The sequence below is a fragment of the Segatella copri genome, from assembly GCF_026015625.1.
Lineage (GTDB): Bacteria > Bacteroidota > Bacteroidia > Bacteroidales > Bacteroidaceae > Prevotella > Prevotella copri_H.
The window spans coordinates 3,052,503-3,068,294 of the sequence record NZ_JAPDVG010000001.1; the positions used below are offsets into that span (position 1 = coordinate 3,052,503).

The window sequence follows — 15,792 nt, forward strand, 5'->3', positions numbered from 1 at the left end:
AATAGAATCGAACATGAAAGAAGAACTATTGGAAGCCATCTACGGCACAGTTGAGAGATTGGAGCAGAAAGTCGATGAACTTTCTGCCTCCACAAAGAACGCAGGAGCGGAAACCGTTCCTGCAAGTAATGACATAACCAAGTTGGATATGTCAATCAATGCGATGTTTATCAAAGAAGAGGAAATCAGAGGTAAAATATCCAAATTAAGAGATGCCATTGTTGTTTTTGTTGACCTTATCAAGGTAGAACTTAGCAAAAATGAGCAGCGAAGCAAGTTCTTTGTTAATGCCATCAAGCTGATGAGACAAGAGAATGATGTTTCCTCGAAGGCATTGCAGGACAAACTTGAAGTGTTGAACAATTCACCTCAAAAGAAGGTTGTAACCCATCGCTTCGAGCCAATCTCAAAGAATGTTCTTCTTTTCATAGGTGGATTGGCTCTATCTCTTGTCATTTCCATTTGGGGCAATCTCACCCAATGGCGAGAGCATCAAGATTGGGAGGAGGCAGACTTGAAATATAGGGCATTGAAAATGTTTCTTCCATCTGATGACCCGAATATTCGCTACATCGAAAAGCATTTCAATGTGCAACGAGATGAAGATGTGATATACAAGCTCAGAACCAGAGTTGATGTTTATGAAGATTCTGTCTATCAACACCATAAAATGGTTGAGGTAGCATCATATAAAGATAGTATAGCAAGACAACTTATTGATGAATCAAATAGGATAAAAATGCAGATAAACAGTAAGAAAAGTAAATGAAAACGTTATTTTTGTATTATTATGCAAAGTGTAAACACGTATAACATTGCTTAATGTAGTTTAAATATTCTCTGATAATTACTTTGTTTCAAAAAGTCTTTTTATTTTTGCACATAAATACAGACCGTTCTGACAAAAGGCACAGAAATCGAAAAGTGTATAGAGTAGATTATTTTAAAACTTACAAGCATGAAAGATTTAAAACTTTTCACTCAAAGTGAGTTGTCCACCTTGGAAACATTAGATATTATGGGTGGTACAGCAAGCGCAGAAGCATCACAAACAGGTTGTTCAAACAATGTTGTAGGATGTAATTGTACGATCATTCAAGTGCCAATTCAAAAGCCATCTGTTGGTGATGGTACAAAAGCTTTGTAAAAATGAAAAATTTTAGGTAGGATGAAATTTCATCCTACCTTTTTATTAAAATATAGAGAATATGAAAGTAAGTAATTATAATTACATTATACATAAAAACTCCTATTCTTATTGGTACAATGGAATTAATCATACTTTTTTCAAAGTACCAATTTCTTTGGGAAAGAAATTGGAGCATATCATGAATGATAACATCAATATGCTTCCTACAAACTTTTGCTCTCGTCTTGTTGAAAAAGGTTTTATAGTTTCTGACAACACCAAAGAATTGGATATTATTCGGGAAAAATATAATGAACAAGTTTGTCGTAAAGACTATTTGCTAACAATACTGCCAACACTTAATTGTAATTTTAAATGTTGGTATTGCATTCAAGACCATGTTGGTTCAAAGATGTCTGTTGCCACCATTGATAAAGTAAAGACACATATAAATTACATGATAAATGTTGAAAAAATAAAGTCATTACAAATCGAGTGGTTTGGTGGAGAACCCTTCCTATATTTCAAGCAAGTCATATTGCCTATTTGTGAATATGCACAGAAACTTTGTGCACAAAAACAAATACCTTATTCAACCACAGCAACTACAAATGGATACTATTTACTTCCTAAAATATGCCCAGATTTAGTAACTTTAGGGTTTAAAAGATTTCAAATAACTCTTGATGGTCCTAAAGAGCAACATGACAAAGTAAAATTTCAAAATAATTGTCCATCTGCATTTACTCATGTCTTGAATAATATAGAATATATTCTTAGCAATAGTTCATCAATAGAAATTTTATTGAGAATAAACTATACGGAAGAAAACTTAGATCAAATTATTGTAGAGGAAGTAAACCAAATTATTTCTCCACAAAATCGTTGTAAAGTCCGTGTTATGCCTAAAAAAGTATGGCAAGAAAATGTTCGTAAAAGCAGATATGAAAGCGTAAAGACAATACTGCAAAAATTTCATGCATCTGGATATAATACTGTCCATTTTGATGCGGTAAATACGTTTATTCCTTGTTATGCTAATCGTAAATACTACAATGCAATTAATTATAATGGGGATGTCGTAAAATGTACCGCTTCAAACGATTTGTATGAGAAGTGTACTCATGGAGAGATTGAGCCAGATGGAAGCATAAAATGGAATCATGACTTTATAAAGAAATACAAAATGGTTTTCTTTGAAAATAAGAGATGCTTGCAATGTAAATATTTGCCATTGTGCATGGGAGTTTGTCCCCGTGACAATTATACAAAAGCATGCAAACTTGAAAATGTAGATTTCCATATAGAAGATTCTTTAGTAAACTATATTGATACAATTTATGAAACGAAAAGTGTTAAATAGACTGTGTGCATTTCTACTTTTTATAGGATTACCCATTTTAAGTTATGCACAAAATACTGTAATAAAAGGAAAGGTCATCAATAACAATGGTGACCCTTTGTCGTTTGTGAACGTTTCTCTGCTCAACACACGAGATTCATCCTTTATACAAGGAACGACTAGTAAAACTGATGGAACTTTTGAGTTAATCTCAAAAAGCAAAGAGGGAATCGTGAAAATCTCATCAATTGGCTACAAAAACTTTTTCAGAACTTTTCGTAATTCTGAGACTTGGACTATTGAACTTCAAGAAGATTCTTTGAAGCTTAATGAAGTTGTCATTACGTCACAATCTTTAAGAAGTTTTGGTAATAAAGACCAAATCTTTCTGTCGGAAAACGATAGGAAAATTGGAACGAATGCCTTAGAAACAATTAGTTGTTTGCCACAGTTTAAGACCAACCCAGCAGAAATAGGTATTACGACTGTAGATAACAAAAGCGTCCTTGTCCTTATTGACGGAATTCGCAGAACTGCTAGAGATTTAATGTTACTCAAACCGAATGACATCAAATATGTTAATTATTATAGTTATCCTCCAGCACGTTATGCACATGAAGGTATTGGAGCTGTGATTGATGTTGTTACAAAAAAGCAAAATGATACGCTATATACATTTTATTTAAGTACTAAAAATGGAGTAAATGCTGGATATGGAACCAATTTAGCATCCATGACCTATCAAGATTCATTAAACACCATTTCAGCGGCTTATTTTATCGACTATCGTGATTTGAATAGTAACCTTATGAATAATAGCTACCGTTATGGAAATAAAAGTAACATTTACCAAGGCACTTCTGGAGTATATGTCGGACAATTTCATATTGGGCAGGTAAATTACCAACATAGTCAAGGCAAAAGTCTGTTTAGTTCTCAAATAGAATTCACAAAAAATCCAGGCACTCAGAAATATGAGCAAAATATCAATGATGCGGAAAATATTTCTAATTCTCGAAGGCTAAAAAGTGACTATAATGGACTTTCTGTAGATTTGTACTATCACTATTCTTTCAATAAGGATAAAAACATTTCTCTGAATGTCCTCAATACATTCTACAAATCCAATTCCAACAATATTTTAAATGATTGTTCTTCTCAAAAATTAGAAAACAATATAGATAATAAATCTTATTCTATAATTGCAGAGTTGCTTTATAATTGTAAATTATTTAACGGCAGTTTTGGCTTAGGTGCCTATTATCTGTACAAAAACTTTTCACAAACATATAATGTAGATAGTTTCTCGAAAGTTGGCACACAAAAGGAATATTTTTATGGCGAATATAGTAAGGGTGTAAGTAACTTTTCTTATACTTTTGGAGTTGGGATTGAAAATAATCACTATAATACCGCAGATAAAAAAAGCTTTGACTACTGGGTTCTTCGCCCTTCATTAGCGTTAAGTTTACAATGTACAAAGTTGTCTTCTTTGCGTTTCACTTCTTCCATAAGGTCAATTGTCCCTAATGTAGGCAATCTTACAGATAGCAAAGTTGCGATTGACGAACATTTTTTCCTCCAAGGGAACATGGGCTTAAAGCCATATTATGTTTATGGAACCAATCTACAATATCAATATAGTTCAAATGATAGAAAATGGTATTTTGTAGCTTCTGTAAGTAATGACTTTTATCCTAGTAAGAACGTTCCTGTTATAGCTAGCTATGGAGATGATATGATAGAAAGTATATCAAGAATAAAAAATGCAAATGAACTAAGTACGTCAGTATCCTTTAGGTATCAACCAGCATCTTGGATTAATATCCAACCCTATTATAATTATCAATATTCAAAGTATGACACACCTAACCAATGTATTCGGCATTCTATGCATAACACTGGTGTCAGTGTCAATCTCTTACCTAAAAAATGGCAAATATCATGGAATGGAAACTTTCCTACGACAACTGCAAATGGCGACATTTTTCAGCAAACAGGTTTTCAGACAACAACTTCCATATTATATAAGATTAAATCAATTTCTTTGGGAGTAGAGTATATACATAATCCAAAACCAAATAGGACTTATGCAAGTATAAAAAACTTCTCTTTTGAAGAAGAAACAAAATGGAATAATTTTAAAAATTTAATTGCAGTTAACTTTACCTATTATTTTACAAAAGGAAAAGGGCATAATCAGGGAAGTAAACGTTTGAGAAATAAGGATCAAGATGCAGGTCTTACCCAATTTAACACGGCTAAGTAACAATAAATTATTTACAATAATATGGAAATGAAGTGTTTTCCAATAACATATCAATTTGACACAATGCAATGTGGTATAGCCTGCTTGCAGATGATTTGCAAATATTATGGACGAGATTACTCTCTGTCTTATCTGTCGGGTATTTGTACTTCTTCAGCGGAAGGTGTATCTTTGCATGGCATCAACGAAACTGCCATACAATTAGGTTTCCATACACTTTGTGCAAGGTTGGACATTAAGGATACAATGGAAATGCCATTACCTTGCATTCTACATTGGAATCAAAATCACTTCGTTGTTTTATATAATGTCAAAAAAGGGAACAAGTTTTATGTCGGAGACCCAGGCAAAGGATTAGTAACTTATAATCTAGAAGAATTCAAACTGCATTGGATAAGCACCTCGTCTAATGGTGAGGACAGGGGCATTGCTATGCTTTTGGAAACCACTCCTGCTTTCTTCACTTATAAGATGGAGGACGAAGAGAACACCAAAGAGAAGAGGTCTTTCCGCTTTCTCCTTGGGTATGTGAGAAAATATCGCAAGTATTTCGGGCAAATCATCTTGGGTTTGTTAGTTGGAAGTCTCTTGCAACTAGTTCTGCCATTCCTTACCCAATCCATCGTGGATGTCGGCATCAAGAACCAAAACATCGGCTTTGTCTGGCTTATTCTGTTGGGACAGTTGATGCTTACAATCAGCAGAACGGCAATCGACTTTATCCGCAGATGGTTGTTGCTTCACATTTCCTTACGTATCAACATATCATTGGTAAGTGACTTCTTCATCAAGCTCTTAAAGCTACCGATGTCTTTCTTTGACACGAAGCTCATGGGTGACTTGATGCAGAGGATGAACGACCATAGCCGTGTGAACAACTTCCTTACTCAGCAGACACTCAACATCGCTTTTGCCATGCTTACTTTCGTGGTATTCTCGGTGGTGCTGTTCTTCTACAATAAATTGGTGTTTGCCATCTTCTTATTGGGAAGCATCCTCTATGGTGCATGGATGACTTTGTTCTTGAAGCGGAGGAAGGTGCTTGATTACGAACTGTTTGAGCAGCAAGCCATCAACAACAACAAGACCTACGAGTTCATAACTTCCATGCAGGAAATCAAGTTGCAGGATTGTGAACAGCGCAGAAGATGGGAATGGGAAGATACGCAAGCAGACTTGTTTGGAGTGCAGATGAAATCACTCAAACTCCAACAGACACAGGAGGCAGGAAGTATCTTTATCAACGAGGTGAAGAACATCATCATCACGGTAGTGGCTGCTACCGCTGTGATTCATGGTCAAATGACACTCGGTATGATGCTTGCCGTGCAATACATCATCGGACAGCTCAACTCGCCTGTGGAGCAACTGATGAACTTCTTCTATTCCCTGCAAGATGTGAAGATTAGTTTGGAACGTATCAACGAGATTCACCAGATGGATGATGAGAATGGAAAGGAAGGCTTGCTAACTTCTATTGAAGATAAGAATGAGGGCATTGACATCAAGAACATCATGTTCAAGTATGACCCACATGCCTTGCGCAAGACCATAGACGATGTGAACATTCACATTCCGCAAGGCAAGGTGACAGCCATTGTTGGCGCATCTGGCAGTGGAAAGACCACCCTCATTCGTTTGATGCTTGGTTACTATCCTGTCTTGGAGGGACAAATCAACATAGGCAATACTGACATCAACAAGCTCAACAAGAAATGGTGGCGCAGACAATGTGGCGTTGTGATGCAGGAAGGTGTCATCTTCTCGGAGAGTATCGCACGTAACATTGCTGTTGATGATGGTGACATAGACAAGGAACGGTTGCTAAAAGCAGCCGAGATAGCTTGTATCAAGGATTATGTGATGGCTTTGCCTCTGAAGTTCAACACCAAGATTGGACGTGATGGCGTGGGACTGAGCCAGGGACAGAAACAACGCATCTTGATAGCGAGGGCGGTGTATAAGAATCCTGACTATATCTTCCTTGACGAGGCAACCAACTCGCTAGATGCTAACAACGAGAGAAGCATCGTGGAGAACTTGGATAAGTTCTACAAGGGCAAGACTGTTGTGATTGTGGCTCATCGCCTAAGCACGGTGAAGAATGCCGACCAAATCGTAGTCATAGACCATGGTAAGGTCGTTGAAGTTGGCAATCATGAATCGCTGACAGCCAAGCGAGGAGCATACTATAATCTTGTGAAGAATCAGTTGGAATTGGGAAACTAAAATGCTTTTGACATGGAACAGAAAGAAAAAGAAACAGATAATATCGAGTTGAGAAGCGAGAAGGTGAGGAACGTGATAGGCAAGGTTCCTCCTCGCCTCGTCAGCTTGGGAACGGTTGCCATTACGATAATAGTTCTCGCCCTCGCAGTTGCTTTCTACAAGATACCTTATCCTATATCCATAGATGCTAATGGTGAGGTCATCAATCAAAGAACAGTGCAAGTGTTTGTGCCATATAAGTATTTGTACCTTTTCGATGAGCCAAGGACGGCTCATGTATCTTTCGAGGGTAACGACAATGTATCTTATAACTGCAACATTATAAGCCATAATGCCAAGCTCATACATAGGGAAGATGGCAACTATTTTATGGCTATAGCCACAGTGAGCACACAGGGACAAAATACTCCTATACTGCAAAAGTATATGAAAGCTGATGTCAGAATCATTGTCAGCAATAAAACGTTATGGCAACAGGTGTTCGGATAGTCTATGTCCGAACACCTGCCGTTTGTTTTAGGATGCATATTGTGTTGCTAAGCATCAGATTTTACGCAAAAGTTCTAATTTCCATAAAATTCCTCTTGTAAATCATTGGATATTTAGAAAAATATCGTATCTTTGTCCCCGAATTAAGGCGTTCTTTGCATATTGCAAAATACAGAAACGAGCAGAAGTCCGCTCGTTTCCATATTGTTACCTATATAATATAGGCAAACGCCCAACTTCTTGATTTTCAATCAAAGTCCAAATTAGAGCGAGTTAGTTTTGTTAACAAAAGGGGCAAAGGGTTAACAGGTTAACAGTTAACAGCTGTTTTTTGCATCCTCCCCTCTCCCATACCTTATATTATATATAAATATATATACTTATTATTATATGTGAGTGGGGGGAAGTATACATTCTGGGCTGTTAACTGTTAACTCTGTTAACCCCCATCTGGAAAAATAACCTCTCAAACGCTCCTTCTTAAACAGGTTAAGTGTCTTATATTGAGGTAAGTAAGAGTCATCAATGATGACCGGAAGGAGACTTAAATGAAGCTTCGCAGTAGCAATAAATTGAGCTACTTGTGTATCCTTTATCATACGCTTGCGTGCAAAATATATAAAATAAGTAAGGGCTGCCAGTACATCCTGGCAGCCCTATTACGTTAGTATGTTATGAAAAATTTGAGAGAATTGAAACTTCACAGCTTCAGAATTGTTTTACTAAACATGATTTTTTATAGAGAAAGCATAGAAATAATCTACTTTAATAACGTTGGAGACGTTGTTGGAGTGCTTACCTGATCGATGCCTGTGCGTTGCATAGAATCAACCGAAGCAGAATCTCCCATGGCTACGGACACGCCCTTGCCACTCTTGATGTATCCTACGTTTTCAACAGAATCAATGTCATTGCTCTGGAAAGGTACCTGAGCAGCATTGCCCAATGTCAGGATGATAGCTACCACGGCAGCAGCCTTGAAGAGAGGCTTCAGGCGCTCTGTCAAAGAAATCACCTTTGCCTTGTTAGGCTTCTTGGTATATTCATCTTCAATCATCGCCATCATCTTCTGGTCGAAGTCATCACCCAGCGCCTCTTGCTTAGCCTCGCCCATCTCGTAAGAGAAGAGCGCTTGGTATGGCTTCAGCTCGGCAGGCAACTCGTCCTGGCTGAAGAATGCACGGAGAATCTCCTCTTCTTCGAGAGAAGTCTCGCCCTTCCAGTAGCGATCCAAAAGTTGGTTGATGTACTTATAATCCATATCTGTCGAATTGTTGAAATCTTTGTTTGACTGTTTGACGAGCCCTGAAGATGTTCACCTTTACTTGGTCTTCCGTGATGCAGAGGATGTCTGCTATTTCCTTGTAGGACTTTCCTTCGATGTCTCGAAGCTGCAGACAGCTGCGCTGCTTTTCAGGCAACTCGTCGATAATATTCCTTACGATGTCCAGTTTGTCTTTCTGAATCATCCTTTCTGAGGGGGTAGAAGTGTTTTCGTCTAACCTTTCTGTATTCTGCTCTTCCAGCGAATCATTCTGATTTTCCATCTTCTTGATGCGGTCGAGCGAGAGGTTGCGAGCGATGGTGAGGCTGTATGCCTCGATGGAGTCAAGCTCCAGCCATCTGTCGCGGGCGTTCCAGACTTTAATCAGCGTATCCTGCACAACGTCTTCCGCTTCCTCCCGGTTGAGAGTAATGCGAAGGGCCAGCCTGAAGAGTTTGTTCTTCAGCGGCAAAACATCGTTCTGGAAACTGATTTCTTTCATCCCTCTATAATTAATGACGACTATGCTATAAGAAAGTTACAACCAATCTTAATTTATTTCTGTTTTTAACTCTTGTTAAGAAAAAAAGTGATGAATTCTTCACTCTTCGTTCTTCACTTAATCACCGTTCCGTGCTTTCCGTCGATGGCGGTAGCAAGGGTGATAATCACCTCTTTCACACCAGCATCGATGGCTGCAAGGGCATTCTCCAACTTGGGAATCATGCCGCCTGCTACGGTACCATCTGCTTTATATCTCTCAAAATCGGCATGGGTAATTACTGGAATCACGCTGTCGTCATCCTCAGGATTACTGAGCACGCCTTTCTTTTCAAAACTATATATCAATGTCACGTCGTAGTAAGGAGCCAGAGCCTTGGCTGTCTCGCTGGCTATGGTGTCGGCATTGGTGTTGAGGATATTGCCCTTGCCGTCATGGGTCAATGGGGCCATCACTGGAGTAATGCCTTCATTAATAAGGGTCTGGAGCATCTTGCCGTTGGCACGCTCTACATCGCCCACGAATCCGAAGTCGATACCGTCCTTCAACGGACGCTTGTGACTGTGGATTACGTCCATATCAGCACCGGTCAGACCGAGAGCATTCACGCCGTTAGCCTGGAGCTTGGCAACCAGGTTCTTGTTGACCAGACCACCATAAACCATTGTTACCACTTCCAGCATGTCTGCATCGGTGATACGGCGTCCGTTTACCATCTTGCTCTCTATGCCGAGGGCTGAGGCTACCTTAGTGGCACGGCGGCCACCGCCATGTACCAATACTTTCTTGCCAGGAATGGCTGCGAAATCCTTCAAGAGCTGTGCCAGCTGCTCGCTGTCTTCAACGATGGCACCGCCTACCTTTACTACTGTTACTTTTTCCATCTTTAAGTTTAGTTTATAGTTAATAGTTAATAGTTTATAGGGCAATCTTGCTGTAAACTATTAACTATCAACTGTTAATTCTTACTGAAGATATGTGTATCCGAAGAGACCATTTCTATAGGTGCCCAGGAATTCCTTGCCCTCATCGAGCGAAATCTTGCCTTCTTTCACACTCTTGGTTACCCACTGCTCCAACTGGCGGACGAGCTTCTTCGGATTGTACTGTACGTAATCCAATACCTCTTCTACGGTCTCGCCATCGAATATCTGGTCGATGCTATATTTGCCGTCCTTTACAGAGATGTGGGCAGCATTGGTGTCGCCGAAGAGATTGTGCATGTCGCCCAGAATCTCCTGGTAGGCACCAACGAGGAATACACCGAGATAATATGGCTCGTTCTTCTTCAATGGATGAAGAGGAAGAACGTTTCCTATATGACCGTCGGTAACGAAGTTGGCAATCTTTCCGTCGCTGTCGCAGGTGATGTCTTGCAAGGTAGCGTTGCGGGTAGGACGCTCGTTCAGGCGCTGGATAGGCATGATAGGGAAGAGCTGGTCGATAGCCCAACTGTCTGGCAGGCTCTGGAACAGAGAGAAGTTGCAGAAATACTTGTCGGCAAGAATTTTATCCAATCCTCTGAGCTCCTCAGGTACATGCTTCATGTGCTTGGCAAGATTGTTGATCTCGTGGCACACGCTCCAGTACATAGCCTCAATCTCTGCACGGGTCTTCAGATCTACGATGCCGTGAGAGAAAAGCTGCAATGCCTCTTCGCGAATCTGCTCGGCATCATGCCAGTCTTCCAGCATGTTGCGAGGATTCAGGTTGTCCCATATTTCATAAAGATCCTTCACCAGCTGGTGGTCAGTCTCCTTCGCCTCAAACTCCTCTGGCATTTCTGGCAGGGAAGCTGTCTCCAAGACATCGATAACCAAGACTGAGTGATGGGCAGAGAGCGAACGGCCGCTCTCGGTGATGAGGTTAGGGTGCTCGATATTGTTCTTATTGGCTGCATCTACGAATGTATAGACACAGTCGTTCACATACTCCTGGATAGAGTAGTTTACGGAACTCTCGCTGCTTGAAGAGCGGGTGCCGTCGTAATCTACACCGAGTCCGCCACCGCAATCTACGAAATCTACATTGTAGCCCATCTTGTGGAGGCTAATATAGAATTGGGCTGCCTCACGGAGAGCAGTCTGAATGCGGCGAATCTTGGTAATCTGACTTCCGATATGGAAGTGGATAAGGCGCAGATAGTCGTGGAACCCCATCTCGTCTATCTTCTTGAGGGCTGTGAGCAGTTCTGCGCTGGTCAAGCCGAACTTAGATGCATCGCCGCCGCTTTCAGCCCATTTGCCTGAGCCTGAAGAAGCCAGTTTGATGCGGATACCGATGTTTGGCTTTACGTTGAGTTTTTTGGCTACCTTTTCGATGATATCCAGCTCATTGAGCTTTTCTACTACGATAAAGATGCGCTTGCCCATCTTCTGAGCCAGCAAGGCAAGTTCGATGTAGCTCTCGTCCTTGTAGCCGTTACAGATGATGAGCGAGTCGCTCTGTGCCTGTACGGCGATGACGGCGTGGAGTTCAGGCTTAGAGCCAGCCTCCAGTCCGAGGTTGAACTTCTTGCCGTGAGAGATAATCTCCTCAACGACCGGCTGCATCTGGTTCACCTTAATAGGATAGATGACAAAGTTTTCTCCCTTGTATCCATACTCTTCCTTTGCCTTTTGAAAACAGCTGGCTGTTTTCTCGATGCGGTTGTCGAGGATGTCTGGGAAACGGAGCAGTACGGGAGCGTTGATGTCGCGTAATGCCAACTCGTCCATGATGTCGCGCAGGTCTATCTGCGTGTTGTCCTTGCATGGAGTTACATAGACATCACCCTTGCCGTTGATGCCAAAGTAAGAAGTACCCCAACCACAGATGTTGTAGAGCTCCTTCGAGTCTTCAATAGTCCATTTCTTCATTTTCTAATCTTGCTTGCTGGAAATCAGTTTTGTTTGTTACCTTTATTATATATTACTTTATTAGATACGGCTATATGTTCAGCAGGTCTCTGATCTGCTGAACAATAGCGTTGATTTTATCATAATTGTCCATCACGTTGATATCGATGATGTGTTTTGCCTTCTCGTAGTAAGGCTCTCGAAGTTTCAGCTGCTCATGGATAAACTCGTCTACCTCTTCCGGTGTTTTGTTGAGCAGCAGAGGGCGTACGCCTTTGCCCATCTTCAGATGAGCGTGAAGGGTTTCTGGAGATGCCTTCAGGTAAAACGTTTCGCCAAGTTGGTTCATGTAGTCCATATTGTCGAAGAAACATGGTGTTCCTCCTCCGCAACTTACCACTACATTTTCAAACTCTGCCACTTCGTGTAGCATATTGTGCTCTATCTTGCGAAATCCCTCTTCTCCAACTTCGTCGAAGATCTGTTTAACGGTCTTGCGCATTCGGCTCTCGATATACCAGTCGAGATCGTAGAACATAACGCCAAGGTCTTTGGCGAGGGCTTTGCCGACCGTTGTCTTGCCGGCGCCCATGTATCCTATGATGATGATTGACTTCATTTTCTTCTGTTTCTATGTCAATGAGGCATGTTTATGATTTCTTTCTGCCTCTAGCCTTTGGTTCTGGAGCAGCTTTGATAATTTCCATACACTCCTCGTATGTAAGCTCCTCTGCACTCTCATGTTTTGCCTTTGGAATGCGGTAATTCTTGCCGTCGTAAGCAATGTATGGACCATACTTGCCATTGAGAATTTCCATCTTATCGTCCTCATCGAAAACTTTGAGATGGCGCTTCTCTTCGGCTTCGCGCTTTTCCTTGATCAGTTCGATGGCTCTATCCAGTGTGATGGTCAGCGGATCATCCTCCTTTGGAATAGAAACATACTTGCGGTTATGGAGGATGTAAGGGCCGTATCGGCCAGAGCCAACTGTTACAGTAATGCCTTCATAATCACCGAGTTCTCTTGGTAGCTTGAAGAGTTCCAAAGCCTCTTCCAGGGTGATGGTTTCGATGCTCTTGTCTGATGGCAATTGGGCAAACTGAGGCTTGTCTTTGTCTTCTGCAGAACCAATCTGTACCACTGGTCCAAAACGGCCAATCTTGACGAATACTGGCTTTCCGGTCTTTGGATCATTTCCGAGATTGCGCTCGCCGGCTTTGTGCTGGTTGCGGGCTTCCAGGACTTCCTTCACTTCAGGCTCAAAGCCCTTGTCGAAATCCTTCATCCAGTTGGTCCATTCGGTCTTTCCTTCTGCAATATCATCAAACTTCTTCTCTACGTCTGCTGTAAAGTTGTAGTTCATGATGTTCGGGAAGTTCTCCATCAGGAAATCGTTTACTACGATGCCGATATCAGTAGGCAGAAGCTTGCCCTTTTCAGAGCCTGCCATCTCTTTCTTCAACTTCTGGGTTATCTTGATGCCCTTCAGAGAATCTATGGTAAATGTGCGCTCTTCACCCGTCTTGTCACCCTTTACTACGTATTGACGCTGCTGGATGGTACTGATAGTTGGAGCATAGGTAGATGGACGGCCGATGCCGAGATCTTCCAGTTTCTTCACCAGACTGGCCTCTGTGTATCTTGCAGGAGCCAGAGAATACTTCTCTGTAGCAAGGATTTCTCTGCGCTGCAACTCATCGCCTTCTTTCAGGGCTGGAAGAATGTGGGAAGAATCCTCAGCATGCTCTTCATCGTCGGTTGACTCGAGATAAACCTTGAGGAAGCCATCGAATGAAACAACCTCGCCGGTAGCAACAAACTTTTCGCTTGTGTTGCCGATATTGATGTTGATAGTTGTCTTTTCGAGTTGTGCGTCAGCCATCTGAGATGCGATGGTACGCTTCCAGATGAGTTCGTAAAGGCGCTTCTCCTGAGCGGTTCCTTCGATGGTTGGTTCATTCATATATGTAGGACGGATAGCCTCGTGCGCTTCCTGTGCACCCTTTGAACTGGTGTGGTAGGCACGAGTCTGGCTGTATTCCTTGCCATATTCTCTGATAATCTCATCTTTGCTGGCGTTGGAACAGAGCGTAGAGAGGTTTACGCTATCGGTTCGCATGTAAGTGATGCGTCCGCTTTCGTAAAGTTTCTGGGCTATCATCATGGTCTGTACAACGGTGAAACCAAGCTTGCGTGCTGCCTCCTGTTGCAGAGTAGAAGTAGTGAAAGGTGGTGCAGGAGAACGCTTTAAAGGCTTTTTGGTTACAGATTCAACCATAAACTTAGCATCTTTACACTTCTCAAGGAAAGCTTCAACCTCTTCGTGGGTATTGAAACGCTGGTCCAGTTCTGCCTTTACCTCTGTTGCATTGCCGCTGTCGCTGATCAGGGCGAAAATAGCGGTAACGCGATAGTATGGAACACTCTGGAACTTCTGGATTTCACGCTCACGTTCTACTATCAGACGGACAGCAACACTCTGTACACGACCTGCAGAAAGGGCTGGCTTAACCTTTCTCCACAAGATAGGAGAAAGCTTGAAACCTACCAGTCGGTCGAGTACACGACGTGCCTGCTGGGCATTCACCAGGTTCATGTCCAGATGGCGTGGGTTCTTGATTGCGTCAAGAATAGCCTGTTTGGTAATCTCGTGGAAGACAATACGGTTTGTCTTCTCCTCATCCAATCCCAGTACTTCGCAAAGGTGCCAGCTGATGGCTTCTCCCTCGCGGTCCTCATCGGATGCTAACCAGATTTTCTTGGCTTTCTTCGCATTCGTTTTCAATTCTGTAACGAGTTTTTTCTTTTCCTCTGGAATCTCATAATCAGGTTCCATGGTTTTCTCGTTTATACTAAGTTCCTTCTTCTTCAGGTCACGGATATGACCGTAAGAAGACATAACCTTATAGTCCTTACCTAAAAACTCTTCGATCTTTTTAGCCTTCGCAGGGCTCTCGACGATTACTAAATTCTCTTGCATAAGCTTATACACAATTTTTTCGGTTGGCAAAAGTAAGTAAACTTTTTGCTTATACCTTATTATATGGTGTTTTTTTTGGTTTTTTTAATGTTTGGGAGCCATATTTGGCTGTATTGAACCCTTTTTACCCCAATTTTGTTTCCAAATAACGATGGAGCCCCTTGCGTATGGAATCGAATGCAAACTCATCAGGATTGAGTCTGCTCAATGGTATCCAGAATGATTCTTCAGCATCGTCCATTGCTTCTATATGAGTGTCGTCTTTCACCTTCACTTCATAGAACATATCGAGGGTATGAACCATGAAACCTGAGTAAAGGTAGAGATTTGGGTAGCTGAACTGATACTTAACGTCAGTTGCATCCAGTCCGGTTTCCTCTTTTACCTCTCTTGCTATACCTTCTTCACCTGTTTCATCCATGTCGACGAAACCGCCTGGCAAATCGAGTGCTCCCTTGGCTGGGTCTTTCTTGCGCCTTACTGCCAGGAGCTCTTCCTTACTGTTGAGTATGAGAGCTACCGTAGCACTGCTTGGATTGAGGTAATAAGAGAATCCGCAGTCCTTACACTTCTTGCTCTTGATGTTGTTGATTTCGAAATGATTAGAGCCGCAAACCGGGCAAAACTGAAACTTATCTAATACGTGACTCATATTATGATTAATGTATAATGGAAAAGAATTTATCATCATGTTATAATCGAAAAGCGGCCGGTCTTTGACTGCTGAACAAAGATCGGCCGCTGGTTATC

The 15,792-nt window shown here is 41.4% G+C and carries 13 protein-coding genes; 6 read left to right on the forward strand and 7 right to left on the reverse strand.

Features of this window, described 5'->3' with window-relative positions:
• Positions 1-13 precede the first annotated feature (13 nt).
• From ONT19_RS12730 to ONT19_RS12755, 6 genes are all read left to right on the forward strand, one after another.
• Positions 14-769 carry a hypothetical protein gene (locus ONT19_RS12730; protein ID WP_117988607.1) on the forward strand — a complete coding sequence of 252 codons (756 nt, stop codon included), beginning with the start codon at positions 14-16 and terminating at the stop codon, positions 767-769.
• Positions 770-958: 189 nt separating this feature from the next.
• On the forward strand, positions 959-1,147 hold the full coding sequence (locus ONT19_RS12735) for a hypothetical protein (RefSeq protein WP_118155352.1): 189 nt from the start codon (positions 959-961) through the stop codon (positions 1,145-1,147).
• A 61-nt stretch (positions 1,148-1,208) separates the two neighbouring features.
• The gene (locus ONT19_RS12740; RefSeq protein WP_118155354.1) at positions 1,209-2,492 is read left to right on the forward strand and encodes a radical SAM/SPASM domain-containing protein; all 1,284 of its coding nucleotides are present in this window, start codon (positions 1,209-1,211) and stop codon (positions 2,490-2,492) included.
• Entirely contained in the window at positions 2,470-4,740 is a 2,271-nt protein-coding gene (locus ONT19_RS12745; protein ID WP_118155356.1) for an outer membrane beta-barrel protein, read from the forward strand. Before ONT19_RS12740 ends, ONT19_RS12745 begins: the two co-directional genes overlap by 23 nt.
• Positions 4,741-4,767: 27 nt before the next feature.
• Positions 4,768-6,969: a peptidase domain-containing ABC transporter gene (locus ONT19_RS12750; RefSeq protein WP_264952125.1), complete on the forward strand. Its 2,202-nt coding sequence runs from the start codon at positions 4,768-4,770 to the stop codon at positions 6,967-6,969.
• 12 nt (positions 6,970-6,981) lie between these two features.
• Positions 6,982-7,458 carry a hypothetical protein gene (locus tag ONT19_RS12755; protein ID WP_234564732.1) on the forward strand — a complete coding sequence of 159 codons (477 nt, stop codon included), beginning with the start codon at positions 6,982-6,984 and terminating at the stop codon, positions 7,456-7,458.
• 760 nt (positions 7,459-8,218) lie between these two features.
• Here the strand turns inward: ONT19_RS12755 and ONT19_RS12760 are convergent.
• The 7 genes from ONT19_RS12760 to ONT19_RS12790 form a co-directional block, all read right to left on the reverse strand.
• Positions 8,219-8,719: a pyruvate ferredoxin oxidoreductase gene (locus ONT19_RS12760; RefSeq protein ID WP_118153548.1), complete on the reverse strand. Its 501-nt coding sequence runs from the start codon at positions 8,717-8,719 to the stop codon at positions 8,219-8,221.
• Positions 8,709-9,224, reverse strand: a complete 516-nt coding sequence (locus ONT19_RS12765; protein WP_153072583.1) for an RNA polymerase sigma factor — start codon at positions 9,222-9,224, stop codon at positions 8,709-8,711. Before ONT19_RS12765 ends, ONT19_RS12760 begins: the two co-directional genes overlap by 11 nt.
• Positions 9,225-9,337: 113 nt before the next feature.
• Positions 9,338-10,108: an acetylglutamate kinase gene (gene argB / locus ONT19_RS12770; protein WP_022120784.1), complete on the reverse strand. Its 771-nt coding sequence runs from the start codon at positions 10,106-10,108 to the stop codon at positions 9,338-9,340.
• Between the two features lie 81 nt (positions 10,109-10,189).
• The gene (gene speA / locus ONT19_RS12775) at positions 10,190-12,082 is read right to left on the reverse strand and encodes a biosynthetic arginine decarboxylase (RefSeq protein WP_118254296.1); all 1,893 of its coding nucleotides are present in this window, start codon (positions 12,080-12,082) and stop codon (positions 10,190-10,192) included.
• Between the two features lie 70 nt (positions 12,083-12,152).
• Positions 12,153-12,680 carry a shikimate kinase gene (locus ONT19_RS12780; RefSeq protein ID WP_153072582.1) on the reverse strand — a complete coding sequence of 176 codons (528 nt, stop codon included), beginning with the start codon at positions 12,678-12,680 and terminating at the stop codon, positions 12,153-12,155.
• Positions 12,681-12,711: 31 nt separating this feature from the next.
• Complete coding sequence (gene topA, locus ONT19_RS12785) at positions 12,712-15,042, reverse strand: type I DNA topoisomerase (RefSeq protein ID WP_117695295.1); 2,331 nt, start codon at positions 15,040-15,042, stop codon at positions 12,712-12,714.
• Between the two features lie 124 nt (positions 15,043-15,166).
• Positions 15,167-15,694 carry an NUDIX hydrolase gene (locus ONT19_RS12790; protein WP_153072581.1) on the reverse strand — a complete coding sequence of 176 codons (528 nt, stop codon included), beginning with the start codon at positions 15,692-15,694 and terminating at the stop codon, positions 15,167-15,169.
• Positions 15,695-15,792 lie beyond the last annotated feature (98 nt).